General features: G+C 64.2%; 21 protein-coding genes. 11 read left to right on the forward strand and 10 right to left on the reverse strand.

Annotation, left to right across the window (positions count from 1 at the left end):
- Positions 1 to 59: 59 nt before the first annotated feature.
- Positions 60 to 2,705 carry a pyruvate dehydrogenase (acetyl-transferring), homodimeric type gene (gene aceE / locus ASF84_RS24160; RefSeq protein ID WP_056841394.1) on the reverse strand — a complete coding sequence of 882 codons (2,646 nt, stop codon included), beginning with the start codon at positions 2,703 to 2,705 and terminating at the stop codon, positions 60 to 62.
- A 381-nt stretch (positions 2,706 to 3,086) separates the two neighbouring features.
- Here aceE and glnE point away from each other — a divergent pair, with 381 nt between their 5' ends.
- From glnE to creD, 9 genes are all read left to right on the forward strand, one after another.
- Positions 3,087 to 6,041, forward strand: coding sequence for a bifunctional [glutamate--ammonia ligase]-adenylyl-L-tyrosine phosphorylase/[glutamate--ammonia-ligase] adenylyltransferase (gene glnE / locus ASF84_RS24165; RefSeq protein WP_056841395.1), 2,955 nt, complete (start codon positions 3,087 to 3,089; stop codon positions 6,039 to 6,041).
- 262 nt (positions 6,042 to 6,303) lie between these two features.
- Positions 6,304 to 7,338, forward strand: coding sequence for a lipopolysaccharide heptosyltransferase II (waaF, locus tag ASF84_RS24170; protein WP_056841396.1), 1,035 nt, complete (start codon positions 6,304 to 6,306; stop codon positions 7,336 to 7,338).
- Between the two features lie 2 nt (positions 7,339 to 7,340).
- Positions 7,341 to 8,405 carry a lipopolysaccharide heptosyltransferase I gene (gene waaC / locus ASF84_RS24175; RefSeq protein ID WP_056841397.1) on the forward strand — a complete coding sequence of 355 codons (1,065 nt, stop codon included), beginning with the start codon at positions 7,341 to 7,343 and terminating at the stop codon, positions 8,403 to 8,405.
- Positions 8,405 to 9,529: a glycosyltransferase family 4 protein gene (locus ASF84_RS24180; protein ID WP_056841398.1), complete on the forward strand. Its 1,125-nt coding sequence runs from the start codon at positions 8,405 to 8,407 to the stop codon at positions 9,527 to 9,529. Before waaC ends, ASF84_RS24180 begins: the two co-directional genes overlap by 1 nt.
- A complete protein-coding gene (rfaP, locus tag ASF84_RS24185; protein WP_056841399.1) occupies positions 9,526 to 10,332 on the forward strand; it encodes a lipopolysaccharide core heptose(I) kinase RfaP in 807 nt (268 codons plus the stop codon). Before ASF84_RS24180 ends, rfaP begins: the two co-directional genes overlap by 4 nt.
- Positions 10,332 to 11,066, forward strand: coding sequence for a lipopolysaccharide kinase InaA family protein (locus ASF84_RS24190; RefSeq protein WP_056841400.1), 735 nt, complete (start codon positions 10,332 to 10,334; stop codon positions 11,064 to 11,066). Before rfaP ends, ASF84_RS24190 begins: the two co-directional genes overlap by 1 nt.
- Complete coding sequence (locus tag ASF84_RS24195) at positions 11,063 to 11,821, forward strand: lipopolysaccharide kinase InaA family protein (RefSeq protein ID WP_056841401.1); 759 nt, start codon at positions 11,063 to 11,065, stop codon at positions 11,819 to 11,821. The genes ASF84_RS24190 and ASF84_RS24195 overlap by 4 nt, the downstream gene beginning before the upstream one ends.
- Positions 11,821 to 13,263 carry a lipopolysaccharide kinase InaA family protein gene (locus ASF84_RS24200; protein ID WP_056841402.1) on the forward strand — a complete coding sequence of 481 codons (1,443 nt, stop codon included), beginning with the start codon at positions 11,821 to 11,823 and terminating at the stop codon, positions 13,261 to 13,263. The genes ASF84_RS24195 and ASF84_RS24200 overlap by 1 nt, the downstream gene beginning before the upstream one ends.
- A gap of 124 nt (positions 13,264 to 13,387) precedes the next feature.
- Positions 13,388 to 14,791, forward strand: a complete 1,404-nt coding sequence (gene creD, locus ASF84_RS24205; protein ID WP_082481796.1) for a cell envelope integrity protein CreD — start codon at positions 13,388 to 13,390, stop codon at positions 14,789 to 14,791.
- Between the two features lie 102 nt (positions 14,792 to 14,893).
- On the opposite strand, the gene ASF84_RS24210 is transcribed toward creD, so the two are convergent.
- From ASF84_RS24210 to ASF84_RS24240, 7 genes are all read right to left on the reverse strand, one after another.
- Positions 14,894 to 15,526 (reverse strand): glutathione S-transferase family protein, encoded by a 633-nt coding sequence (locus ASF84_RS24210; RefSeq protein WP_056841403.1) that lies wholly within the window; start codon positions 15,524 to 15,526, stop codon positions 14,894 to 14,896.
- Between the two features lie 290 nt (positions 15,527 to 15,816).
- Complete coding sequence (locus ASF84_RS24215; RefSeq protein ID WP_056841404.1) at positions 15,817 to 15,996, reverse strand: hypothetical protein; 180 nt, start codon at positions 15,994 to 15,996, stop codon at positions 15,817 to 15,819.
- Complete coding sequence (locus ASF84_RS24220; RefSeq protein ID WP_056841405.1) at positions 15,993 to 17,114, reverse strand: PepSY-associated TM helix domain-containing protein; 1,122 nt, start codon at positions 17,112 to 17,114, stop codon at positions 15,993 to 15,995. Before ASF84_RS24220 ends, ASF84_RS24215 begins: the two co-directional genes overlap by 4 nt.
- A 92-nt stretch (positions 17,115 to 17,206) precedes the next feature.
- Positions 17,207 to 18,199 carry a FecR domain-containing protein gene (locus ASF84_RS24225; protein WP_056841523.1) on the reverse strand — a complete coding sequence of 331 codons (993 nt, stop codon included), beginning with the start codon at positions 18,197 to 18,199 and terminating at the stop codon, positions 17,207 to 17,209.
- 7 nt (positions 18,200 to 18,206) lie between these two features.
- Entirely contained in the window at positions 18,207 to 18,725 is a 519-nt protein-coding gene (locus ASF84_RS24230; protein WP_056841524.1) for an RNA polymerase sigma factor, read from the reverse strand.
- Between the two features lie 114 nt (positions 18,726 to 18,839).
- A complete protein-coding gene (locus tag ASF84_RS24235; protein WP_056841406.1) occupies positions 18,840 to 19,553 on the reverse strand; it encodes a 3'-5' exonuclease in 714 nt (237 codons plus the stop codon).
- Complete coding sequence (locus tag ASF84_RS24240; protein ID WP_056841407.1) at positions 19,550 to 21,484, reverse strand: putative nucleotidyltransferase substrate binding domain-containing protein; 1,935 nt, start codon at positions 21,482 to 21,484, stop codon at positions 19,550 to 19,552. Before ASF84_RS24240 ends, ASF84_RS24235 begins: the two co-directional genes overlap by 4 nt.
- Positions 21,485 to 21,674: 190 nt before the next feature.
- On the opposite strand from ASF84_RS24240, the gene ASF84_RS24245 reads away from it, so the two are divergent.
- The gene (locus ASF84_RS24245; protein WP_056841408.1) at positions 21,675 to 22,121 is read left to right on the forward strand and encodes a response regulator; all 447 of its coding nucleotides are present in this window, start codon (positions 21,675 to 21,677) and stop codon (positions 22,119 to 22,121) included.
- 448 nt (positions 22,122 to 22,569) lie between these two features.
- Here the strand turns inward: ASF84_RS24245 and ASF84_RS24250 are convergent, their stop codons facing one another.
- Positions 22,570 to 24,747 carry a malate synthase G gene (locus ASF84_RS24250; RefSeq protein ID WP_056841409.1) on the reverse strand — a complete coding sequence of 726 codons (2,178 nt, stop codon included), beginning with the start codon at positions 24,745 to 24,747 and terminating at the stop codon, positions 22,570 to 22,572.
- Positions 24,748 to 25,101: 354 nt separating this feature from the next.
- Here ASF84_RS24250 and ASF84_RS24255 point away from each other — a divergent pair, with 354 nt between their 5' ends.
- Entirely contained in the window at positions 25,102 to 25,626 is a 525-nt protein-coding gene (locus ASF84_RS24255; protein ID WP_056841525.1) for a glycine cleavage system protein R, read from the forward strand.
- A gap of 212 nt (positions 25,627 to 25,838) precedes the next feature.
- On the opposite strand, the gene rarD is transcribed toward ASF84_RS24255, so the two are convergent.
- Positions 25,839 to 26,726 (reverse strand): EamA family transporter RarD, encoded by an 888-nt coding sequence (rarD, locus tag ASF84_RS24260; protein ID WP_056841410.1) that lies wholly within the window; start codon positions 26,724 to 26,726, stop codon positions 25,839 to 25,841.
- Between the last annotated feature and the right edge of the window lie 41 nt (positions 26,727 to 26,767).

The following is a 26,767-nucleotide window of genomic DNA, read 5'->3' on the forward strand; positions in this document are numbered from 1 at the left end:
GGCGCATCAGCGGCTGTCTCGGGGTGCAGGCCCGTGCCAGGGGCGGTTCAGAGCGGGTCTTAGCAGTCCAGTGGGTTGCGTTTTTCCGGGTCGATGCCAAACCGGGCAATGGCTTCAGCCACGACTTTCGGTTCGATGTCGCCACGGTCGGCCAGGGCTTCCAGGGCGGCCAGCACCACGAAGTTGCGGTCCACTTCGAAGAAGTGACGCAGCTTGCGGCGGCTGTCGCTACGGCCGAAGCCGTCGGTGCCCAGCACCTTGTATTCCTTGGACGGGACCCACTGACGGATCTGGTCGGCGAACAGCTTCATGTAGTCGGTCGATGCGATCACAGGACCTTTACGGCCGCTCAGGCATTGCTCGACGTACGTCTGCTGAGGCTTCTGGCCCGGGTGCAGGCGGTTGGAGCGCTCGACTGCCAGGCCGTCGCGACGCAGTTCGTTGAAGCTGGTAACGCTCCAGACGTCGGCGCCGACGTTGAACTCTTCACGCAGGATCTTCGCCGCTTCACGCACTTCACGCAGGATGGTGCCCGAACCCAGCAGCTGGACGTGGTGCGCCGCCGCCTTGGTGTCTTCTTCGAGCAGGTACATGCCCTTGATGATGCCTTCCTCGACACCAACCGGAATGGCCGGCTGGGTGTAGGCTTCGTTCATCACGGTGATGTAGTAGAAGATGTCCTGTTGCTCTTCGGTCATCTTCTTCATGCCGTCCTGGATGATCACCGCCAGCTCGTAGCCGTAGGTTGGATCATAGGTGCGGCAGTTCGGCACGGTGGCGGCCAGGATGTGGCTATGACCGTCTTCGTGCTGCAGGCCTTCGCCGTTGAGCGTCGTCCGGCCGGCGGTGCCGCCGATCAGGAAGCCACGGGTACGGCTGTCGCCGGCCGCCCAGGCCAGGTCACCGATACGCTGAAAGCCGAACATCGAGTAGAAGATGTAGAACGGCAGCATCGGCTGGTTGTGGCTGGAGTACGAGGTACCGGCAGCAATGAACGACGACATGGCGCCGGCTTCGTTGATGCCTTCTTCGAGAATCTGGCCTTTCTTGTCTTCGCGGTAGAACATCACCTGGTCTTTATCGACCGGCTCGTAGAGCTGGCCGACCGAGGAGTAGATGCCCAGTTGGCGGAACATGCCTTCCATACCGAAGGTACGGGCTTCGTCCGGGATGATCGGGACGATGCGGTGGCCGATTTCCTTGTCCTTGACCAGTTGCGCCAGGATGCGCACGAAAGCCATGGTGGTGGAAATTTCGCGGTCGCCGGAACCGTCGAGGATCGCCTTGAGCGTTTCCAGCGGCGGGGTCGGGATGCTGAAGCTCTTGGCGCGACGCTGTGGCACGAAACCGCCCAGCGCAGTGCGGCGCTCGGCCAGGTAACGGGCTTCGGCGCTGCCTTCTTCCGGACGGTAGAACGGCAGTTTTTCCAGGTCGGCATCCTTGATCGGCACGTCGAAACGGTCGCGGAAGTGACGCAGGCTGTCGACGTCGACCTTCTTGGTGTTGTGCGCGGTGTTCTTGGCTTCGCCGGCACCGGTGCCATAACCCTTGATGGTCTTGGCCAGGATCACGGTCGGCTGGTCTTTGTGGTTGACCGCCTGGTGATACGCCGCATAGACCTTGTACGGGTCGTGGCCGCCACGGTTGAGCTTCCAGATCTCGTCGTCGGACAGGTCTTCGACCATGGCCTTGAGTTCAGGCGTATTGAAGAAGTGCTCGCGAACGAACGCTCCGTCCTTGGCCTTGTAGTTCTGGTACTCGCCGTCGATGACTTCGTCCATGCGGCGTTGCAGGGCACCGTTGGTGTCCTTGGCCAGCAGCGGATCCCAGAAGCGACCCCAGATGACCTTGTTGACGTTCCACTGGGCACCACGGAACACGCCTTCGAGTTCCTGGATGATCTTGGCGTTGCCGCGAACCGGGCCGTCGAGGCGCTGCAGGTTGCAGTTGATGACGAAGATCAGGTTGTCCAGCTTCTCGCGGCCGGCCAGGGCGATGGCGCCCAGCGATTCCGGCTCGTCGGTCTCGCCGTCGCCCAGGAAGCACCAGACTTTCTGCTTGCTGGCAGGAATGTAGCCACGGCTCTCCATGTACTTCATGAAGCGCGCCTGGTAGATCGCCTGGATCGGACCCAGACCCATCGAAACGGTCGGGAACTGCCAGAAGTCAGGCATCAGCCAGGGGTGTGGGTAGGACGACAGGCCATTGCCATCCACTTCCTGACGGAAGTTGTTCATCTTGTCTTCGCTGATCCGGCCTTCCAGGAAGGCACGGGCGTAGACGCCCGGCGAGGCGTGGCCCTGGAAGTAGATCAGGTCGCCGCCGTGTTCGTCGGTCGGGGCCTGGAAGAAATAGTTGAAGCCGATGTCATACAGCGTCGCACTGGAGGCGAAGCTGGAGATGTGGCCACCCAGATCCGGGTCGTTCAGGTTGGTCTTGACGACCATCGCCAGAGCGTTCCAGCGCACCAGCGAACGGATGCGGCGTTCCATGAACAGGTCGCCAGGCATGCGTGCTTCGTGCGTCACAGGAATGGTGTTGCGGTACGGCGTGGTGATGGCGTAGGGCAGTTGCGAGCCACTTCGTGTGGCCAGTTCGCCCATGCGGGTCATCAGGTAATGGGCACGGTCTTCGCCTTCTTTGTCGAGAACCGATTCCAGGGCGTCCAGCCACTCCTGGGTTTCGACGGGATCAAGGTCTTGCATGGCTTGCTCCAGAGCGGAAAGGCTTCCAGAATCGGACGCCTGAGTTCGCGACTGGCCTTGTGGGCAGTCGACATAAATTCTTGGATGGCCGGCGGTTGTGCCGGCGGCGTGTAGTTTTACTACAAATCGCCAACCATTTCAGCCTTCGGAATGATCCACCCAGTAGTAAAACTACAGAGAAAGGGGCAAAGCGCCTCTCTGATGTTGTGAAGTAAAACGCTACAGTTGCACGCGGATAAGCTTGCAAGGGCAGAGGCTGCCATTTTCTGCTAATAAAATGATTTTCTCAGCAATTTATTACTTTTGTTCGACAGCCGGTGCTGTCACTGCGATCTTGTATTCATGGCACATAGCCCGTTGTTCGCCGATCAAGGATAGACCATGAGCCTCCCTTTGCTGGCCGCGATTCCGGCCATCCTGCTGCCTGCGGTTACCCGTGCGCAACAGTCCTTTCATGCTGCCGTTACAGCGTTGTCCGAACCTGACCTGGCCCGCCTCCAGGCCTGGCCTGCCGAACGCAAGGCGGCTTTCGAGCGGGTGTGCGCGGCCAGCGATTTTGTCGCCGAACAGGTGGCCCGTGATCCGCAGATGCTGCTGGCCCTGGCCGACAGCGGTGAGCTGGAACGCAGCCTGGGCGCCGGGCAATTGCGCGAACAACTGGCCGAAGCGGTGTCGGCTGCCACGACCGAGGATGAACTGGGGCGTAATCTACGTCGCCAGCGTACACGCCAGCAAGTGCGCATTATCTGGCGCGACCTGACCCGCCAGGCCGACCTGGTCGAAACCTGCCGCGACCTCTCGGACCTGGCCGATGCCTGCATCGACCTGGCCTATCAATGGCTGTACACGCGCCATTGCCAGCAGTTCGGCACGCCCACCGGCCGGCGCAGCGGGCAGGCGCAGCACATGGTCATTCTCGGCATGGGCAAGCTGGGGGCGGTGGAGCTGAACCTGTCATCGGACATCGACCTGATCTTCGCCTACCCCGAAGGCGGCGAGACGGCCGGGGTCAAGCGTCCGCTGGATAATCAGGAGTTCTTCATTCGCCTGGGCCAGCGGCTGATCAAGGCCCTGGACCCGGTCACCGTCGATGGCTTTGTGTTTCGCGTCGACATGCGCCTGCGTCCCTATGGCTCGTCCGGGGCCCTGGTGCTGAGCTTCAATGCCCTGGAGCAGTATTACCAGGACCAGGGCCGCGACTGGGAACGCTACGCAATGATCAAGGCCCGCGTGGTCGGCGGCGACCAGGCCGCCGGCGCGCAGCTGCAAGAGATGCTGCGCCCGTTCGTGTACCGCCGTTACCTGGATTTTTCGGCTATCGAAGCGCTGCGCACCATGAAGCAGCTGATCCAGACCGAAGTACGGCGCAAGGGCATGGCCGAGAATATAAAGCTGGGCGCCGGCGGCATTCGTGAGGTCGAATTCATTGCCCAGGCCTTCCAGCTGATTCATGGCGGCCGCGACCTGAGCCTGCAGCAACGCTCGCTGTTCAAGGTGCTCAAGACCCTTGAAGGCCAGGGCTACCTGCCGGCGGCGGTAACCGACGAGCTGCGCGAAGGCTATGAGTTCTTGCGCTACACCGAGCATGCGATCCAGGCCATCGCCGACCGCCAGACCCAGATGCTGCCCGACAACGAAGCGGACCGGGCGCGCATTGCCTTCATGCTCGGTTTTGATGACTGGGCCCGCTTTCATGAGCAACTGATGCATTGGCGCGGCCGGGTGTCCTGGCACTTTCGCCAGGTGATTGCCGACCCTGATTCGGACCCCGACGACGAACAGGCCGACAGCGAAGTGGCGGTGGGCGGCGAGTGGCTGCCGTTATGGGAAGAATCCCAGGACGAAGAGGCCGCTTGCCGGCAGTTGCAGGAGGGCGGCTTTGTCGACGCCCCCAAGGCCCTCAAGTACCTGAACAACCTGCGCTCCAGCCCGCAACTGCGCTCGATGCAGCGGCTGGGCCGCGAGCGACTGGATGCCTTTATCCCGCGCCTGCTGGCCCAGGCGGTCGAGCACGACAATCCCGACCTGGTGCTGGAGCGCGTGCTGCCGCTGGTCGAGGCCGTGGCCCGGCGTTCGGCGTACCTGGTGCTGCTCACCGAAAACCCCGACGCCCTGCGCCGCCTGCTGACCCTGTGCGCGGCCAGCCCGTGGATTGCCGAGCAGATCGCCCGCTTCCCGTTGCTGCTCGACGAACTGCTCAACGAAGGCCGGCTGTTCAGCCCGCCCCAGGCACCGGAGTTGACCGCCGAGTTGCATGAACGGCTGATTCGCATCCCTGAAGACGACCTGGAACAGCAGATGGAGGCCCTGCGGCACTTCAAGCTGGCCCACGGCCTGCGCGTGGCGGCCTCGGAAATCAACGGCAGCCTGCCCTTGATGAAGGTCAGCGATTACCTGACCTGGCTGGCCGAGGCGATTCTGCAGCAAGTGCTGGCGCTGGCCTGGCGCCATACCGTGGCGCGCCACGGCACGCCGCTGCGCCCGGACGGTACGCCGTGCGATCCGGCGTTCGTGATTGTCGGCTACGGCAAGGTCGGCGGCATCGAGCTGGGCCATGGCTCGGACCTGGACCTGGTGTTCATCCACGACGGCGACCCGCAGGCCGAAACCTGCGGTCCCAAGCCGATTGATGGCGCGCAGTTCTTTACGCGGCTGGGGCAACGGATCATCCACCTGATCACGGCCCAGACCAACTCCGGCCAGTTATACGAGGTCGACATGCGTTTGCGGCCTTCGGGGGCTGCCGGTCTGCTGGTCAGTTCGGTCGGTGCCTTTGCCCGCTATCAGGAAAATGAAGCCTGGACCTGGGAGCACCAGGCGCTGGTGCGCGCCCGGGTGCTGGTCGGCAGCCAGGACGTGGGGACGGCATTCGAACAGGTGCGCGCCGGCGTGCTGGGTCGCGAGCGTGATCTCACCACCCTGCGCACCGAGGTCAGCGAGATGCGCGCCAAGATGCGTGACAACCTCGGCAGCAAGGCCACGGCGGCAGGCCGCGCCGCCAATGCGTTCGAGGCGGGCATGCCGTTCGACCTCAAGCAGGACGCCGGAGGTATCGTCGATATTGAATTTATGGTGCAATACGCGGCCCTGGCATGGTCGCGCGAACACCCGCAACTGCTGCGCCATACCGACAACATCCGCATTCTCGAGGGCCTTGAAGAGGCCCGATTGCTGCCCGGCGCCGATGCCGGCCTGCTGCGCGAAGCCTACAAGGCCTACCGCTCGGCGGCCCACCGCCAGGCACTGCAGAAGCAGGCCGGTGTGGTCGGTGGCGACCAGTTTCACGACCAGCGCCGCGAAGTGATGCGGATCTGGAGCGCGCTGGGGTTGAATTGATGGCTGGACGGGCAACTGGAACGCCTGTGCTGATGCCCGGGTGGTCCACGTTACCCAAGGATCGGCATGGGCTTGTGGGAGGGGGCTCTGCCCGTGACGGCTGCGTACCGGACACTGCAAGTGTGCCGGTCTGACGGGCCTCATCGCGAGCAGAGCTCCCTCCCACAGCTTGCGCACGCAATTTTATAGACAGGGAGGCGGCAGGGTCTGTGTTTGTAGCACGCAGCCTGTCCGGCCTCCCTGATCGTTTGTGGACTTGGCGATGAACATTTTGATCGTAGGACCCAGCTGGGTCGGGGACATGGTGATGGCGCAAACGCTGTTCCAGTGCCTGAAACAGCGTCATCCCGAATGCGCCATCGACGTCCTGGCCCCCGAGTGGAGCCGGCCGATCCTTGAGCGCATGCCCGAAGTGCGTGCCGCCCTGAGCTTTCCTCTGGGCCACGGCGTCCTGGAACTGGCGACCCGGCGGCGGATCGGCAAGTCCCTGGCCGGCCAGTACGACCAGGCCATCCTGCTGCCCAACTCGCTCAAATCCGCGCTGGTGCCCTTCTTTGCCGGTATTCCCAAACGCACCGGCTGGCGCGGCGAATTTCGCTATGGCCTGCTCAATGACGTAAGGCGCCTCGACAAGCAGCGTTACCCGCTGATGATCGAGCGCTTCATGGCCCTGGCCTACGACAAGGACGCCGAGCTGCCCAAGCCTTATCCAAGGCCGGACCTGCGCATCGACCCGACGACCCGTGAGGCGGCCCTGGCCCGTTTTGGCCTGAGCCTCGACCAGCCGGTGCTGGCCCTGTGCCCGGGCGCCGAGTTCGGCGAATCCAAGCGCTGGCCCAGCGAGCACTACGCCAAGGTGGCCGATGCCCTGATCCGCCAGGGCTGGCAGGTCTGGCTGTTCGGCTCGAAAAAGGACCATCCGGTGGGCGAAAGCATTCGCCAGGACCTGATCCCCGGGCTGCGCGAAGAAGTCACCAACCTGTGTGGCGAAACGTCATTGGCCGAGGCCATTGACCTGCTCTCATGTGCGCAATCGGTGGTCTCCAATGACTCTGGCCTGATGCATGTGGCGGCGGCGCTGAACCGGCCGCTGGTGGCGGTCTACGGCTCGACGTCGCCGGGTTTTACCCCGCCGCTGGCCGATGACGTGGAAGTCGTGCGCCTGGGCCTGGAATGCAGCCCGTGTTTTGACCGCACCTGCCGGTTCGGGCATTACAACTGCCTGCGCCTGCTTGAACCCGAGGCCGTGGTCCAGGCGCTGACGCGCCTGACCGGCACGCCGATAGAGGTGACCTGATCTTGCGGGTTCTGCTGATCAAGACCTCTTCGCTGGGCGATGTGATCCACACCCTGCCGGCGCTCACCGATGCGGCGCGGGCCTTGCCGGGCGTGCGTTTCGACTGGGTGGTCGAGGAAGGCTTTGCCGAGATTCCGACCTGGCACCCGGCGGTCGACACGGTGATCCCGGTGGCGATCCGCCGCTGGCGCAAGAACCTCTGGCAAACCTGGAAGAATGGCGAGTGGCAGGGCTTCAAGCACCGCCTGCGCGAGACCGCCTATGACGTGGTGATCGACGCCCAGGGCCTGTTCAAGAGCGCCTGGCTGACCCGCTACGTCAACGCCCCGGTGGCCGGGCTGGACCGTGACTCGGCCCGTGAGCCGGTGGCCAGCCGCTTCTATGACCGGCGCTACCCGGTCGCCCGGGGCCAGCATGCGGTCGAGCGCCTGCGCCAGTTGTTTGCCCAGGCGCTGGGCTATGAGCTGCCGGCCGGCCTGGGCGATTACGGCCTCAAGCCGTTGCAGGTGCCTGAGGCTGGCCTTGAACACCCCTACGTGCTGTTTCTGCACGGCACCACCTGGGCCACCAAGCACTGGCCGGAGCTGTACTGGCGGCAATTGGCCGAGCGTATGGCCGCCCGCGGCCTGGACGTGCGCCTGCCGTGGGGCAACCCGGAAGAAAAGGCCCGCGCCGAGCGCATCGCCGCAGGGCTGGACAACGCCCGGGTGTTGCCAAAACTCAACCTGGCCGGCGTCGCCCGGGTGCTGGCCGGGGCCCAGGCCTGCGTGGCGGTGGACACCGGCATCGGTCATCTGGCCGCGGCGCTGGATGTGCCGACCCTGTCGCTGTTCGGCCCGACCAATGCCGGGCTGACCGGTGCCTATGGCCGCTCGCAGGTGCACCTGGCCAGCGACTGGCCGGCCTGTGCGCCGTGCCTGCAAAAGAAATGCACCTACAACCCGACCCCCGACGACCAGTCGCGGTTCGACCTCAAGCGCGAGTGGCCGTTGTGCTTCACTCGCGTGAATCCCGAGCGAGTAGCGAGCCAGTTGGGCGCGCTGTTGCTGGCAAAGGAACCTGGCTGATGCAACTGGCTTTTGTCCTCTATAAATACTTTCCGTTTGGCGGCCTGCAACGCGACTTCATGCGCATTGCCCAGGAGTGCCAGGCGCGCGGTCACAGCATTCGTGTCTACACCCTGATCTGGGAAGGCGAGGTGCCGCCCGGCTTCGAGGTGCTGGTGGCGCCGGTCAAGGCCCTCTTCAACCACCGGCGCAACGAGAAACTCAGCGCCTGGATGGCGCAGGACCTGGCCCGCCGCCCGGTCGACCGGCTGATCGGCTTCAACAAGATGCCCGGCCTGGACGTCTATTACGCCGCCGATGGCTGCTTTGAAGACAAGGCGCAGAACCTGCGTCACTCGTTGTACCGCAAGTGGGGCCGCTACCGGCATTTCGCCGAATACGAGCGCGCGGTGTTTGCACCCCAGGCCCGGACCCAGGTGCTGATGATCTCCGAGGTGCAGCAACCGCTGTTCATCAAGCACTACCACACCCCGTTGTCGCGCTTTCACCTGTTGCCGCCCGGCATTTCCCAGGACCGTCGTGCGCCGGCCGACGCGCCGCAGATCCGCGCCGCGTTCCGCCAGGAATTCGGCCTGGGCGAGCGTGACCTGCTGCTGGTGCAGATCGGCTCCGGGTTCAAGACCAAGGGCGTGGACCGCAGCCTCAAGGCACTGGCTGCGCTGCCGGCCGAACTGAAAAAACGCACCCGGCTGTTTGTCATCGGCCAGGACGACCCCAAGGTCTTCCAGGTGCAGGCCAAGGCCCTGGGCCTGGGCGAACAGGTGACCTTCATGAAAGGCCGCAGCGACATCCCGCGCTTCCTGCTGGGGGCCGATGTCCTGATTCATCCAGCGTACAACGAAAACACCGGCACGGTGCTGCTTGAAGCGGCCGTCGCCGGGTTGCCGGTGCTGGTCAGCGCGGTGTGCGGCTATGCCCATTACATCAGTGAGGCCGATTGCGGCCGGGTGGCCGATGAGCCCTTCGAACAGGCGCAGTTCAACCGCTTGCTGGTAAACATGCTCGAAGACGACGCCGCCCGGCAGCGCTGGGCCCGCAATGGCCTGGCCTTTGCCGACAGCGCCGACCTGTACAGCATGCCGCAGCACGCGGCCGATGTGATTCTGGCGGAGCATGATCAATGAAGTTGTTTCTCGCTGAGCCCTTCAAGACGCTCTGGGCCGGGCGTGATGCCTTTGCCGAGGTCGAGCGCCTGCAGGGCCAGGTGTACCGCGAACTGGAAGGCCGGCGCACCTTGCGCACCGAGGTCGACGGACGCGGTTATTTCGTCAAGATCCACCGGGGCATCGGTTGGGGCGAGGTGGCCAAGAACCTGTTCAGCGCCAAGCTGCCGGTGCTGGGCGCCGGCCAGGAATGGAAAGCCATCGAGCGCCTGCACCAGGTCGGCGTGGCGACCATGACCGCCGTGGCCTATGGCGAGCGTGGTGGCAACCCGGCTGCCCAGCATTCGTTCATCATCACCGAAGAGCTGGCACCGACCCTGAGCCTGGAAGACATCAGTCTGAACTGGCGTGCCGAACCGCCCGAGCCACGCCTCAAGCGCGCGCTGATTGCCGAGGTGGCCAGCATGGTCGGCGGCATGCACCGTGCCGGAGTCAACCACCGCGACTGCTATATCTGCCATTTCCTGCTGCACACCGACAAGCCGGTCACGGCGGACGATTTCCGCCTGTCGGTCATCGATCTGCACCGCGCCCAGACCCGTCGGGTCATTACCCCGCGCTGGCGCAACAAGGACCTGGCGGCGCTGTATTTCTCGGCACTGGACATCGGCCTGACCCGGCGTGACACGCTGCGCTTTCTCAAGGGTTATTTCCGTCAGCCGCTGCGCCAGATCCTCAAGCAGGAAGCGGCTTTGTTGCGCTGGCTGGAGAAAAAGGCCGACAAGCTCTACCAGCGCAAACTGCGCTACGGAGACGCGCTCTGATGGCGGGCTGGACTCTGGCGCCCGAGTACGCAGCATTGGCAGAGGATTTCGGCAGCCTGGAAGCAGTGTTTGCCCTGCAGGGCGAGCGCCTGACCCGCGACCCGTTGTCCGAGGTGATCCGCGTCGAGCGCGGTGGTGTGCAGTATTACGTCAAGCGCTACCGCGGTGCCGGCAAGGGTTTGCGTCGCTACCTGGGCCGGCCACGGGTCAAGTCCGAGTGGCAGAACCTCAAGCGCTTTGCCAAGTGGGGCATTCCCACCGCCGATGTGGTGGCCTGGGGGCTGGAACGCAATGGCGCGGTGTACGAGCGCGGTGCGCTGATCACCCGCGAGTTGCCCAACACCGAAGACCTCTGGGTGCTGGCCCAGCGCAAGGACCCGCGCCTGGATGATCCGGCCTGGGTCGACGGTATCAGCCGGCAACTGGCGCGCTACACCCGTATCCTGCACGACCACCACTTCACCCATAACGATCTGAAGTGGCGCAACCTGCTGGTCGACGACCAGGCGCGGCTGTACCTGATCGACTGCCCGAACGGCACGTTCTGGTGGGGGTTTCTGTTGCGCTATCGCATCACCAAGGACCTGGCGTGCCTGGACAAGGTCGCCAAATACCAGCTGTCGGTTACCCAGCGACTGCGTTTCTACCTGCAATACCGCGAGCGTTCGCACCTCAATGCCGCTGACAAGAAGCGCATCCGCCATGTACTCAGCTTTTTCGAGGGCCGCGAATGAACCCGTTCATTGCCAGTGCCGAACAGGCACTGCTGGAGCGTCATGGCCTGACCGACTTCCAGGCGCTGTGGAACCTGGCGCTGGAGGCGGTGGACGAGCCCAACACCGGTCGTGGCGGCTGGAGCAGCGTGTTCCGGCTGGACCTGGAAGGCCAGGGCTTCTACCTCAAGCGCCAGAGCAACTACCTGACCCACACCCTGCACCGTCCGTTTGGCGAACCGTCGTTTTCCCGTGAGTTTCGCAACATCAGCCGTTATCGGCAGATGGGCATTCCGGCCTTGCAAGCGGTGTTCTATGGCGAGCGCAAGGTGAACGGCGAGCGCCAGGCCATCCTCATGACCCGTGCGCTGGATGGCTGGACTGACCTGGATGCGTTACTGCAGCGCTGGAGCGAACTGCCCCGGGACCGGCGCCTGGCAATCCTGCGGGCGTGCGGCCTGCTGGCGCGCACTCTGCACGGTGCCGGCCAGATTCATGGCTGCTTCTACCCCAAGCACATTTTTGTGCAGGCTCAGGGCGCAGCGTACAACGCGCAGTTGATCGACCTGGAGAAGACCCGGCCGTCGCTGTTCGGCCAGCGTGACCTGACCAAGGACCTGGAACCGTTGTTTCGCCGTGCGCCGATGTGGACCCCGGCCGAGCAGCGCGAACTGCTGGCGGCCTACCTGCTGGCACCGGTTGACGGCCCGGCGGTGGACGCCTGGCTGCTACGCTTGAGTCGACGCGGTAAACACAAGCAAAGAGAGAACCCTTGATGCGCCTAAGCGAACTCCAGAACGCCGGGCGTTCCCCGGCCTTGCCGCTGACCCTGACCCTGGCCGATGCAGCGGGCACCGCCGAACTGCAACTGCTGAGCCTGCTGCGCGTGCTGCCGGGCCAGCGTTATGTGGGTGCCGGCGTATGGCGCGGTCGCACCGTGCTGGCCAAGTTGCTGGTCGGACCCAAGGCTGCGCGGCACTTTCAGCGCGAGCGCGACGGTGTGCTGCTGCTGGCCGACCAGGGCATTACCACGCCGCTGTTGCTGGCGGATGGCTTGCAGGAAGGCGAGGGCGGCTGGCTATTGTTTGAACTGCTGGAAAATGCCCCGAGCCTGGGCCAGACCTGGGAAAAGGTGCAGCACCTGCCGGCCCTGGCCGATGAACAGCAGGCAGTGCTGGGTGAGGCGCTGACGGCGATCGGACAACTGCACCTCAAAGGCCTGTGGCAACAAGACCTGCATCTGGACAACCTGTTGCGCCATGGCGGCCGGTCGTACTGGATCGACGGCGCCGGTATTTGTGTCGAACAGCCCGGCCAGCCGTTGTCGCGGCAAAAGGTGCTGGAGAACCTCGGCGTGTTCTTTGCCCAGCTGCCCAAGCGTTTCGAGCCGTTTACCGAAGAGCTGCTGCTGCATTACCTGCTCAGCAATGGCGAACATGGCCTGCCCATGGAAGCGCTGCAAAAGCAGATCGACAAGGTGCGCCAGTGGCGCCTGAAGGATTTCCTGGCCAAGAGCGGGCGCGAATGCAGCCTGTTCAGCGTCGTCGACACTGCCTCGGGGTTCCAGGCCATCCGCCGCGAGGAGGTCGAGGCGATGCAGCCGGTGCTGGACCGGGCCGACGACCTGCTCGCCACCGGCCATCTGTACAAGACCGGCGGTGCGGCCAGTGTCGGACGGGTCGAGGTCCAGGGCCGGCCATTGGTGATCAAACGCTACAACATCAAGGGCTTCGGCCACTGGCTCAAGCGCTTCTGGCGCCCGAGCCGGGCCTGGCACTCCTGGCGCGAAGCCAACCGCCTGATGTTCCTCGACATCGCTACGCCCAGACCGCTGGCGGTGCGCGAGGAGCGGGTGCTGGGGTTGCGGCGCCGGGCCTGGCTGGTGACCGAATACATCGACGGTCCCGACCTGATCGAGCGCTTTGCGCCGTACGTCGACACCGCCGCAGTGCCCGAGGCCGAGCTGCAGGCGCTGGACACCCTGTTCGAGCAACTGCGCCGCGAGCGCATCAGCCACGGTGACCTCAAGGGCCACAACCTGTTCTGGCATCAGGGGCGCTGGGTACTGATCGACCTCGACGCCATGTGCCAGCACAGCTCACAGGCCGCCTTTGCCACGGCCTACGCCCGCGATCGCGAGCGTTTGCTGCGCAACTGGCCTGCCGACAGCGCCCTGTACCGGATGCTGGAACAGCGTATCGCGGCCACGGTGGAATAAGCAGGGATCTTCGATGCCTGACAGCTTGTCGGGCCGGATTTCCCCACACAATCTCCACATTCCTCCCATCATCGCTCCACACCGCGCCGGCAGACTTTCCCCATAGCAAACAGGGAGAGTCCCCATGAATCGAAGTCTGGCAATGAAACTGGGCACGATCGCGTTTTTGATCATGCTGTTGATGATTCCGCTGTTGATGATCGGCGGCCTGATCGGCGAGCGCCAGGCGCTGCGCGAGTCGGTGCTCGATGACATCGCGCGCAGCTCCAGCACCAGCCAGTCCCTCAGCGGACCGCTGGTGGTGGTGCCGTACCGCAAGACCGTGCGGGTGTGGAAGACCCATGAAAAAACCGCCGAGCGCTACCAGGACATCAGCCTGGAGCGCGGCTACCTGTTCTTCTTGCCGGAGCGTTTCGACCTCGATGGCAAGGTGCGCACCGAGGTGCGGGCCCGTGGGATCTACGAGGCGCGTCTGTTTCACGCCGACAGCCATATCAGCGGCCACTTCCAGTTGCCGGACCGGCTGGGCCTGGACGAGGATTTCGATGACTATGCCTTCGACCGTCCGTACCTGGCCATCGGCATCACGGATGTGCGCGGCATCGAAAATGCCCTGAAGCTGCAACTCAATGGCCAGGATCTGGATTTCGAGCCGGGCACGCGGGTCAGCCAGCTGGGCGAAGGCGTCAGCGCCAACCTGCCGATGCTCGATGGCAAGCAGGCGGTGCGCCTGGACTTTGGCTTCGACCTGAACCTGCAAGGCACCGGCAAGCTCAATGTCACGCCCATCGGCAAGAGCACCCGGGTGCATCTGACCGCCGACTGGCCACACCCCAGCTTCATCGGCAATTACCTGCCGACGCAGCGCGACGTCTCTGCCACAGGCTTTGATGCGACCTGGCAGACCACGTTCTTCTCCACCAACCTGGAGCAGGCGATGGACCAGTGCCTGAGCAGCAACGAGTGCCTGGAGCTGCAGAATCGCACGTTCGGCGTGAGCTTCATCGACCCGGTGGACCAGTACCTGAAAAGCGACCGCGCCATCAAATATGCGCTGCTGTTCATTGCCCTGACCTTTGCCGGCTTCTTTCTGTTCGAGGTGCTCAAGAGCATGGCGGTGCACCCGGTGCAGTACGCACTGGTCGGTGCGGCGCTGGCGCTGTTCTACCTGATGCTGTTGTCGTTGTCCGAGCACCTGGGATTCGCCAGGGCCTATGCGCTGTCGGCGGGGGCGTGTGTGCTGCTGATCGGCTTCTATGTCAGCCATGTGTTGCGCGGCGTCATCAAGGGGGTGGGGTTTGCTGCGGCGCTGGCCGCGTTGTATGGCCTGCTGTACGGGTTGCTCAGCGCCGAAGACTACGCCTTGCTGATGGGCTCGCTGTTGCTGTTCGGGTTGCTGGGGGTGTTCATGGTCCTGACCCGCAAGCTGGACTGGTACGCCATCGCACCGGGGATCACGGTTGCAGAGCTTGTGGGAGAAACCCCCGCCGCCGAACCGGCCGTCGTGGAGTCGGGAGCGCCGCAATGAGGGAGGAATCGCTGTTGCGCCAGGAGCAACGCCTGGCCCGGGACCTGCTGGTGCAACTGGTCAGCCTGCTGCCGGCACCGCCGCCGGCAGCAGGCCGCAGGCTCAGGCAGAGGGCTGGGTGGCCCGCATCGAAGGCCGCTGGTTGACCTCGAAGTACCAGTTGGCCAGGCGCGGGTAGCTGTTGCGCCAGTTGAGGTCGGGCTGGCGGAAGTCCAGGTAGCCCAAGGCGGCGGCCACGCTGATGGCGGCGACATCGAAGGGCGGTGCGCTCAGCTCGGTGATCGCCTCCTGGTCGAAGTAGCTCAGGGTGCGCTCGATCTTGCCCTGCTGGTTGTCCAGCCACAGCGGCCAGTGCAGTTCCTTGGGCCGCAGGGCGGTTTCGTAGCGGATCAACAGCGCGGCATCGAGCAGGGCATCGGCCAGTGACGCCAGGGTCAGGCGTCGCCAGCGGGCCGAACCTTCACGCGGGATCAGCGGATTGCCGACGTGCTGGTGGTCCAGGTAGTCGAGAATGACCCGGCTGTCATGGATGACATTGCCGTCTGCCAGGCGCAACGCCGGCAGCTTGCCGGCCGGGTTGTCATGGTTGAGTTCGGTGGAGGGATTGACCGGCGTCAGGACCGTCGGCTGCAACTGGACCCTGTCGAACTGGCCGGTTTCATGAAGCAGGATGACCACTTTGCGCACATACGGCGACGCCGGGTTGTAATGCAGGGTCATGGTGGGCGCTGACATGCGTGTTCCTCGATAGGGGCAGGCCCATAGACTAGTCAGCACCCGATGACTGCGCAATGTCTGTGCATGGGCGGCTTTGCCGCCGTAGGAGCGCGCTCTGCCGGAATGCCGGACCACCGCGACCGAGTGCGCAGCGCTCGCAAAATTGTCGAGACGCCAAAAAATCATGACTGCGAACGCATTAAGAATTGGCGAAACGCTGAAAACTTACGACTGCTACGCAGCCGGTCGCGGTGGTCCGGCATTCCGGCAAGCGCGCTCCTACGGCACGGGCAGTGCAGCCTATCCCGTCAGCGGCGTTTCAGCAGGCCGCGCAGGCTCAGGGCGGCGGCGATGCCCATGCCCAGCCACACCGGCATGTCCCACGCGCCATCGCCCAGCAGGGCGCAGAACAGGCCGATGGCGGTCAGCAGGCCGATCCAGGTCGGGGCCGCAAAGGTCTTCCACAGGGTCGAAGGCTTGCCGCTCATGCCGTCACCTGTGCACTTGCACGGCGGGCGCGGCGCTTGACCCACCACAGGTACAGCCCGCTGCCCAGCACGATAATCGTCAGCACATCCAGCGCCGCCCAGAGAATCTTCATCGGCAGGCCGCCGTAGTCGCCAAAGTGCAGCGGCTGCGACATGGCCAGGGCGTCCATGTACCAGGGCCGGGCGATCACGGCGGTGATCTGCAAGGTGCGGGCGTCGATCAACACCGGGGTCCACAGGTGCGAGGTCAGGTGCGTGCTGCCCTTCATGAACACCGCATAGTGGTGCTCGCTGGAAAACCGTGTGCCGGGAAAGGCAATGAAGTCCGGGGTCATGCCGGGCGTGGCGGCCTTGGCAATGGTGACCAGTTCATCGGCCGGGGCACGCCCGGTCAGCGGCGGGGCATCGCGATACGGCGCGATCATGCTGACCAGTGCGTCGTTGCGCCATGAACTGATCAACAGGTCGGCACAGGCGCTGATCACCCCGGTAATCCCTACCACCAGCACCCAGGTCAGGGTGACGATGCCGATCAGGTTATGCAGGTCGAGCCAGCGCGTGCGTGGCGACTTGTCGACCCGCACGCTGGCAAAGCCCAGCTTGCGCATGAACGGCGCATACAGCACGGTGCCGGACACGATCGCCACCACGAACAGCAGCCCCATGAACGCCAGCAGCAGCTTGCCGGGCAATTCGGCATACAGGTCCACATGCAGGCGCAGCATGACCATCATGAAGCCGCCGTTGGCCGAGGGCATCGGCAGGGCTTCGCCGGTGCGCGCATCCAGGGCGAAGGTGTGCGACAGGTTGGGTTCGGTGCCGGCGGTGGCTGCGGTGATGGCCATGACCCCGTCAGGTTCGTCTTCGTCCCAGCCGAAGTACTGCATGACCTCGCCGGGCCGATAGGCTTCGGCCGCCTCGACCAGCCGTTGCAGGTTCAGGTGCGGCGTGCCGGCCGGCATGTCGCGATAAGCGGGTGTGTCGCCCAGGGCGTGGTCGATTTCATGATGGAAAATCAGCGGCAGGCCGGTCAGGGCAAGCATCAGCAGAAACAGCGTGCAGATCAGGCTGCTCCAGGTGTGCACGAAGGACCAGCGGCGCACGGTATGGCTTTTCATGTGGGGTTCCGGCGGCGGGCGGGTCGCAGGTGAGGCGACCCTGAATGCTCCCTAGCCGTATGAAACGACAAAAGTGACAGGGCCGAGGTGTTTCAGGGTTTTACTGTGGCAGCACCCTTGGCGTCTTCACGCGGTTCGACGCGAGTCCACCACGGCGTGTGCTGTTCGATGCGCACCGGCAGGGTCGGCAGCAGCGCTTTGAGCGCCAGGTCAGTGTCGGCCAGCGGGAAGCTGCCGGTGATGCGCAGGTCGGCTACCCGGGCATCACTGCCCAGGTAGCCGGGCCGGTAGCGGCTCAGCTCGGCGAGCAGGTCGGCCAGGCGTACGTTGTCGACCACCAGCATGCCGCGTACCCAGGCGTCGCTGCCGGCCGGCAGGTTGAGCAGCGGTCCCAGCCCGTCGGCCTGGATCAACACCTGCTGGCCTTCGCGCAGCACCTGTTCGCCGCTCATGCGCTGCGGTTGTGCGGCCACCGCCGCTTGCAGCACGCTCAGGCGCGTGCCGGCGCTTTCACGGCGCACCAGAAAGCGCGTGCCCAGGGCGCGCATCTGGCCGTCACGGGTTTCGACGATGAACGGGCGCGGGTCGTCGTGGCTGGCGGTCTCGATCAGGATTTCACCGTCGCGCAGGATCACCCGGCGCTGTTGCCCGTCAAAGCGCACATCGATGGCGCTGTGCGTGTTGAGGCGCACCAGGGTGTTGTCGGCCAGGCGAATGCTGCGTTGCTCGCCGGTGGCGGTGCGCTGGTCGGCCAGCCAGTAGCCCAGGGGCAGGTAGCGGTCGCCGATGAACAGTGCCAGCCCCACCGCCAGGCACAGGCCGGCCAGGCCGCTGCCGAGCTTGCCGACCCGCCGGCGCAAGGCGGTGGGTGATTGCTGCAAGGCGCGGCGTGCCGGGCCTGCCGGCAGTTCGAAGCGCTGGTTGAGCAGGCCCAGCTGGCTCCAGGCCCGGGCGTGCTCTTCACTGGCGCCCAGCCAGCGGGCAAAGTCCTGGCGCTCGGCGGCATCCTCGGCGGTGCTGTCCAGGCTCAGTTGCCAGGCAATGGCCGCCTCCAGCACATGGGCCGGGACCGGACGCGAAGACAGGCTCATCTCAGGTCGGCTCGCCGTACAGGGCGACATAACACTGGCGCATGGCCTGGGCCAGGTACTGGCGGACCCTGGACACCGACACGCCGAGGCGCTCGGCGATTTCGGCATGGTTCAGGCCGTCCAGGCGGTTGTACAGGAAGGCGGCGCGGGCCTTGCTCGACAGCCTGGCGAGCATCGCATCGATGGCTTTCAGGTCTTCGAGAATCAGGTGCTGGTCTTGCGGCGAGGGATGCTCGGCCGGCGGCAGGTGCGCCAGCTCATCGAGCCAGGCCTGTTCCAGCGCGGCGCGGCGGAAGTGATCGAACAGCAGGCCCCGGGCCACAGCGGCAAGAAAGGCGCGCGGCTGCTGGGGCGCCTTGAGCTCGCTGCGCCCCAGCAGGCGCACGAAGGTGTCCTGGCTGAGGTCTTCGGCCCGCTGCGGGCAGGCGACGTTGCGCCGTAGCCAGCCCAGCAACCAGCCGCGATGATCGCGATACAACGCGCCGACAATCTCGCTGCGAGGGTTATGGACTGACGACACGAAAGGCCCCAAACAAGGATGCGTTAACTAACGAGAACGATTCGCGATTCTGTCAGAGCGCTATCGGGCTGGCAATCGACGTTTGTCGCCTGCCGGGGGCATTGCCGTCGTGGGTCAGAACGAAGGCGACTGCTTGCGTCGCCGCCATTGGCTCAAGGCCTGCTCCAGGCGCGCCGGGCTGTCGATCTGCTGGCGGCGGGCATGGCTGAACAGGATCAGTGCCAGTTCGGCGGTGACCAGGGCATCGGCGCTGGCGTGGTGGCGTTCTTCGGCGTGCAGGCCGAAATGTGCGGTCCAGTCGTCCAGCCCGGCCTGGCGCAGGTGCGCCTGCTCGCACAGCATCGGCGCCATCTCGGCCACATCCAGGAACGGATGCAGCAAGCGGTAGCCCAGGCTGTCCTTGAGCGCGCGGGTCAGCATGTGCTGGTCGAAGGGCGCATGAAAGGCCAGCACCGGGCTGTCGCCCAGAAAGGCCATGAAGTCCAGCAAGGCTTCGACCGGCTCGCAGCCAGCGGCGATGGCGCTGGGCGCCAGGCCGTGGATCAGCACGGCGGGGCTGACCTGATGGTCGACGCGCTGGATGGTGCATTCGAACTGCTGGCCCAGGTCGATGGCGCCGTCCTCGATGACCACCGCGCCAATCGACAGCACCTGGTCGCGGCTCATGTTCAGGCCGCTGGTCTCCAGGTCCAGTACCACCCAGCGCTGCTGGCGCAAGGGGTGCTCACCAAGTGCTGTGCAGGCCGGCAGGGCGGCCAGGCGCCGTTGCTGGTCTTCATCCAGCGGTGTTTTCTTGCTGCGTGGCCGCAGCCAGTGGAACAGGTTCATAGTTGGTATCGCAGGCTCAGGCTGGTTTGCAGGCGCTGGGCCTGGCGGAACGACTCGCGCAGGATACGCCGGTCCAGGTGGTTCAGGGTGTCGGGGTCGATCCGGTTGGAATACGGCAGGTTCTGCCGGCTCTGCAACTGGTGCTGCTGCATGCGTGTCTGCTGGATGAAGTGGTAGGCCTCTTCATAGGCGGCGCCGTCGAGCGGATCGATGACTTCACGCTCGACCAGCTGGCGCAGGCGCTCCAGGGTATTGATAGCCTCGATACCGTTGGCCAGCGCCAGCAGCCGGGCGCCGTCGACGAACGGGGTCAGGCCTTCGGTCTTGAGGTCCAGGGTGTCCTTGTCGCTGCCCTTGCGCGCCAGCACGAAATCCTTGAAACGCCCCACCGGCGGGCGATGGCGCAAGGCGTTGTCGGCCAGCATGCGCTGGAACAGGCGGTTGTCGGCCACCTGCCCGAGAATGCCACGGCGCAGGCTGTCGCCGCCGCTTTCCTCGCCCCAGACCACGCGCAGGTCGAAATAGATACTGGAGGCCAGCAGGTTTTCCGGGGTCGCTTCGCGGATAAAGGCCGAGAAGCGCCGCGCCCATTCACTGCGCGACAGGCACAGCTCCGGGTTGCCGGCCATGATATTGCCCTTGCACAGGGTAAAGCCGCACAGCGCCAGGCTCTGGTTGATGCGTTCGGCCATCGGCAGCAGGCGCTCGCGGATCTGGGCGGCTTGTCGGGCATCCTGGGCCTCGAACAGGATGCCGTTGTCCTGGTCGGTGTGCAGGGTCTGTTCGCGCCGGCCCTCACTGCCAAAGCACAACCAACTGAACGGCACGCCCGGGTCGCCCTGTTCTTCCAGGGTCAGCTCGATGACCCGGCACACGGTATGGTCGTTGAGCAGGGTGATGATCTGGGTGATCTGCGTCGACGAGGCGCCGTGGGCCAGCATGCGGTCGACCAGTTGCACGATGTCGCCGCGCAGGTGCACCAGCGCTTCGATGCGCGGCGCATTGCGAATGGTGCGCGCCAGGTGCACCAGGTCGACCCGTTGCAGAGAGAACAGGTCGCGCTCGGACACCACGCCACACAGCCGCCCGTCGCGCACCAGGCACACATGGGCAATGTGCCGGCCGGTCATGGCGATGGCGGCATCGAAGGCGCTGGCGTCGGGGCTCAGGTAGAACGGTGACGGGCTCATGAAGCGGGCAATCGGGTGGCTGAAGTCGGCGCTCACATCGGCGACGGCCTCGCGCAGGTCACGCAGAGTGAAGATGCCTTGCGGTGCCTGGTGCTCGTCGACAATCACGATGCTGCCGACCTGCTGTTCATGCATCAGCTTGACCGCTTCGCGCATCGGCGTCTCGGCGCTGCACATCACCGGGTGACGCATGGCCAGTTCGCCCAGCCGGGTATTGAGCGAGTATTGAGTACCCAGGGTCTGCGCCGCCTGTTGCTGGACCTGCAGGTTGACCTGCTCCAGCAGGCTGCTGACCCCGCGCAGGGCAAAGTCGCGAAAGCAGGTCGACAAGGCAAACAGCTTGATGAAGGCTGGCTTGTTCAGTTGCAGGCAAAAGGTGTCTTCGGCTGCCAGGTGTTCGGTGCGGGTGGCGCGCTCGCCCAGCAGGGCGGCCAGCGGAAAGCACTCGCCAGTGGTGATTTCAAAGGTGGTTTCAGTGCCACGCCTGGCCGAATGCGGACGCTCGCCCACCACCCGGCCTTGTTTGACAATGTAAAAGTGCTCCACGGGACCGTCGGCAGGCTTGATGATGCTGTCCTGTGCGGCATAGAAACGCAGCTGGCACTGTTCCACCAGGTACGCCAGGTGGGCGTTTTCCATCTGGTTGAACGGGGGGAATTTCTGCAGGAACTGCATGGTGCCGTGGATGTTCTGCAGCACCGCAGTTTTGCCTGCCTCGGTGAAGGCATCTGCTTTACTCATGACGTGTACCGCATTTTTTGTTATTGAAGGCCATGGTCGGCTGCTTGCCACCGGGTGCCCATTGGACGTAAGTCTTACCCAGGCGCAGAACCATGCCCTCGGTCGTTTTGCCAGGATGGCAGGCGCCTTACCGTGCTACAGGTTGTATTGAACGGCTGGTACAGTGAGTCCAGGCAATGATGAGATTCCCATGATCGACCACGACATTCTCAGCGACGAAGAGCGTGAGGCACTCAATGAAGTCATGCACGCCGCGCCCTGCAATGCACCACAGCGGGTGCTGATCGTCGATGACGACGCCGACTCGCGCGAGTTGCTGGCTGAAATCCTCAGCCTCAACGACCTCAGTTGCCTGACCGCCTCGGGGGTTGAAAGCGCCTTGCAGACCCTGCGCAACCACCCGTCGATCGGCCTGTTGATCACTGACCTGCGCATGGCCCCCAGCGACGGCCTGGAGCTGGTGCGCACCGTGCGCGACTCGACCCGCGCCGAACTGCCGATCATCATCGTCTCCGGCGACGCCAACGTGCGCGACGCCATCGATGCGATGCACCTGAGCGTGCTGGACTTTCTGCTCAAGCCCATCAATACCAAACAACTGGTCAAACTGGTCAAGCGCGAACTGGGGGTGGCTTGAAATCAGGCGGTATTCGTGGGAGCAACCAACGGTCGCGATTGCATCCTGCCAGCCGCCGGCGATATTGAATGTACCGGCCCTTTCGCGACCGCTGGTCGCTCCCACAGGATCCATGCCAGAGCTTGAACAGTGGCCAGACGCAAAACCCGTGGGAGCGACCAACGGTCGCGAATGCTATGTGACAGGCGCTGAATAAGGGTGACTGTACCAGCCCCTTGGTGCTGGACTTTCTGCTCAGGCCCATCAATACCAAACAACGGGTCAGGCGCGAACTGGGGGTGTTGTAGGAGCGCGCTTGCCCGCGACCGGCTGCGTTAGCAGTCGTAAAATTGTGGCGTTTCGCAGATTTTGCGGATGTATTAGCAGTCGTAAATTTTCAGCGTTTCCGAGAATTTACGACTGCTGCGCAGCCGGTCGCGGGCAAGCGCGCTCCTACACCCCCCCACCATCAGTTCATCTGGCGGGCCTTGAACTCACGGCGGCGGCGGTGCAGCACCGGCTCTGTGTAGCCGTTGGGCTGGCGGGTGCCTTCCAGCACCAGTTCGACCGCCGCCTGGAAGGCGATGTTGCTGTCGAAGTCCGGGGCCAGCGGGCGGTACAGCGGGTCGTTGGCGTTCTGCCGGTCGACCACCACGGCCATGCGTTGCAGGCTTTCCAGTACCTGCTCACGACTGACCACGCCATGACGCAGCCAGTTGGCCATGTGCTGGCTGGAGATGCGCAAGGTGGCGCGGTCTTCCATCAGGCCGATGTCGTTGATGTCCGGCACCTTCGAGCAGCCCACGCCCTGGTCGATCCAGCGCACCACGTAACCGAGGATGCCCTGGGCGTTGTTGTCCAGTTCGTTGCGCAGTTCTTCCGGCGTCCAGTCAGTGCTGGTGGCCAACGGGATAGTCAGGATGTCGTCCACCGAGGCCTGTTCGCGCGTGGCCAGCTCGGCCTGGCGGGCGAATACATCGACCGTGTGATAGTGCAGCGCGTGCAGCACCGCGGCAGTGGGCGAGGGCACCCAGGCCGTGTTGGCACCGGCCAGCGGGTGGGCGATCTTCTGTTCCAGCATCAGCGCCATCAGGTCGGGCATGGCCCACATGCCCTTGCCGATCTGGGCCCGGCCCTGCAGGCCGCAGCGCAGGCCGACGTCGACGTTGGCATTCTCGTAGGCACCGATCCATTTCTCGGCCTTCATCTGCGCCTTGCGCACCATGGGGCCGGCCTCCATCGAGGTGTGGATCTCGTCGCCGGTGCGGTCCAGGAAGCCGGTGTTGATGAACACCACCCGCTCGCTGGCGGCCTGGATGCAGGCCTTGAGGTTGACCGTGGTGCGCCGCTCCTCGTCCATGATGCCGACCTTGAGGGTGTTGCGGGTCAGGCCCAGCACCTGTTCGATGCGTTCGAACAGTTCATTGGTAAAGGCCACTTCTTCGGGACCGTGCATCTTCGGTTTGACGATGTACACCGAGCCGCTGCGGCTGTTGCTGCGCGAGGTATTACCCTTGAGGTTGTGCAGGGCTGCCAGGCTGGTCACCAGGCCGTCGAGAATGCCTTCGGGCACTTCGTTGCCGTGCTTGTCGAGGATGGCGTCGATGGTCATCAGGTGGCCCACGTTGCGGATGAACAGCAACGAGCGGCCATGCAGGGTGACTTCGCCACCGGCCGGGGTGGTGTAGCTGCGGTCCGGGTACAGGGTGCGGGTGAAGGTTTCGCCACCTTTGTTCACAGTCTCGGCCAGGTCGCCCTTCATCAGGCCCAGCCAGTTGCGGTAGACCAGGGTCTTGTCATCGGCGTCGACGGCCGCGATGGAGTCTTCGCAGTCCATGATGGTGGTCAGGGCGGCTTCGAGCAGGACATCCTTGATGCCGGCCGGGTCGGTCTGGCCGACCTGGCTGCCGGCGTCGATCTGGATTTCCAGGTGCAGGCCGTTGTGCTTGAGGAGGATGGCAATGGGCGCGGCGGCATCGCCCTGGAAACCGATCAGTTGGGCGTCATCGCGCAGGCCGGTCTGTTCACCGTCGTCGAGGGTGACGGCCAGCTTGCCGTCGACCACGGCATACGCGCTGGACCGGACATGCGAGCCATGGGCCAAGGGCACGGCCTGGTCGAGCAACTGACGGGCAAAGGCGATCACTTTGTCGCCACGCACCCGGTTGTAACCCTTGCCGCGCTCGGCGCCGCCTTCGTCACTGATGGCATCGGTGCCATAAAGTGCGTCATACAGCGAGCCCCAGCGGGCATTGGCGGCGTTGAGGGCAAAGCGGGCGTTCATCACCGGCACCACCAATTGCGGGCCGGCCATGCGAGCGATTTCGTCGTCGACATTCCGGGTGCTGATCTGCACCGCGTCAGGCTCGGGCAGCAGGTAGCCGATGTCCTGCAGGAACGCCTTGTAGGCGCTGGCATCAGCCGGGTTGCTGGCCTGCGCCTGGTGCCAGGCATCGATTTTGGCTTGAAGCGCGTCGCGCCTGGCCAGCAGGGCGCGGTTCTTGGGGGCCAGTTCATGAATCAGTGCATCCGCGCCGCTCCAGAAGGCCGCGGCCTCGACGCCGGCTCCAGGAACGGCCTCGTTCTGCACGAAATCGAACAGGACCTTGGCGACCCGCAGATCGCCGACTTGAACGTATTCAGTCATTGCCTTGCCTCACTCTGCTCAGCGGTGTTGCGCCCTTTTATTGCGGGCACATTTGATTGATTGTGGTATTTGTTGGGTGTGAAACCACTTATGTAGTGCGCGCAGAGGAATACTACATGATGATTTGACGGGTGAGAATGCGACTAAAATACGTCACCAAACGACCGCATGGTTCTGCCTGGTCATATAAGGCGCAGGCCTTGGTATCGTTCTGGCAGGGTATTGTCGAAATCCGGGCAAAACCGTACAGGAATCGTGCCGGACCGGTCTGACCAGTAAGCACGCTTGAAGGGTGCCCTATACTCATCGGCAGTCGACTGCATTGCCATCATCCAACACCAAGAGGAATTGCCTGTGAATCATCTGGTCGTCACCGTGGTTGCTCCCGACAAACCGGGGCAGGTCGAACGCATCGCCCACTGCATTGCCGAGCATGGCGGCAACTGGCTTGAGAGCCGCATGTCGCGCCTGGCCGGACAGTTTGCCGGCATCCTGCGCCTGAGCGTGCCCATCGAACAGCGCGATGCACTGGTCACGGCGCTGCACGAGCTGGCCACGCACGACATCCGCGTGCTGCTGGCCGAAGAATCAGAAGAGCCGACCCTCGCCTGGACGCCCATTCATATGGCACTGGTGGGCACTGACCGCCCCGGAATAGTGCGCGACATCACCCGCTTGCTGGCCGGGCAGGGCGTCAACGTCGAGCGGCTGGTCACTGAAGTGATGACCGCCCCCATGAGCGGCGAATGGCTGTTTCGTGCCGAAGCCGTATTGGGCGTGCCCGCCACCGTGACGCTGGACGATTTGCAGGCGCGGCTGGAAACGCTGGCGGATGATTTGATGGTGGAGCTGGAATTGCGGGAGGACCCGGCTGCTTGAGGTTATCCAGTCTTTCCCTGCACCTGCCTGTGGATAACCTGGGGAATCAACCCGCCAGGCCACGGCCTGCAAGGCGTGAAGCTTATTGGTTAAAAAACAGCCAGTTTCGCGGGCTTGTGCACAATTACCCTGCGCCTGCCTGTGGATAAGCTTGGGGTAGCTGCTTGCAGCCCTTGATGTATAAGGGTTGCAAGCTTTTGGTTGTTTTTTGATCAGGCTCTTTTGCGCATGTTGACCCAGGCATCGACGCTGTAGATGGCCAGTCCCGCCCAGATAAAGCAGAACGTTATCAGCGTGCTCGCCGCCAGGTGCTCGCCGTAGACGAACACGGCCAGCAGCATCACCAGCGTGGGACCGGTGTATTGCAGAAAGCCCAGCGTGGCGAAGGGCAGGTGCCGGGCAGCGGCGTTGAAGCACACCAGCGGCACCAGGGTGACGGGGCCGGCGGCGGCCAGCCAGAAGATCATCGAGCTGTGCAACACCTCCGGTTGCAGGCTCTGGGCCTGCGGGTTGAGCAACAGCCAGCCCAGGGCCAGCGGCACCAGCAGCCAGGTTTCCACGACCAGCCCCGGCAGCGCGGCCACCGGGGCCTTCTTGCGGATCAGCCCGTAGAAGCCGAAGGTCAGCGCCAGCGCCAGCGACACCCAGGGCAGGCTGCCGACCTGCCAGACCTGCTGGGCCACACCGGTGGCGGCCAGGGCCACGGCCAGCCACTGGATCGGGCGCAGCCGTTCGCCCAGCAGCAACATGCCAAGCAAGACGTTGATCAGCGGGTTGATGTAGTAGCCCAGGCTGGCTTCGAGCATGCGCCCGTTATTGACCGCCCAGACGTAGATCAGCCAGTTGCTGGCGATCAGCGTGCCGCTCAGGGCCAGGATGGCCAGGCGCTGGGGGTTGTCGCGCAGTTCCTTGAACCAGCCGGGGTGTTTCCACAGCATCAGCAGCAAGGAGCCGGCCAGGGCCGACCAGAGCGCGCGGTGGATGATGATTTCCACGGCCGGCACCGACTGCACGGCCTTGAAGTAGAGCGGGAACAGACCCCAGATGATGTAGGCGCTCAGGCCCAGGATTAATCCGCGCCGCGGATTGGCAGTGTGCATGGTGCTTCCTTGTACTGCTGTTTTTGTCAGTCCGGTCAACA

The organism is Pseudomonas sp. Leaf127 (genome assembly GCF_001423155.1).
GTDB lineage: Bacteria > Pseudomonadota > Gammaproteobacteria > Pseudomonadales > Pseudomonadaceae > Aquipseudomonas > Aquipseudomonas ovata.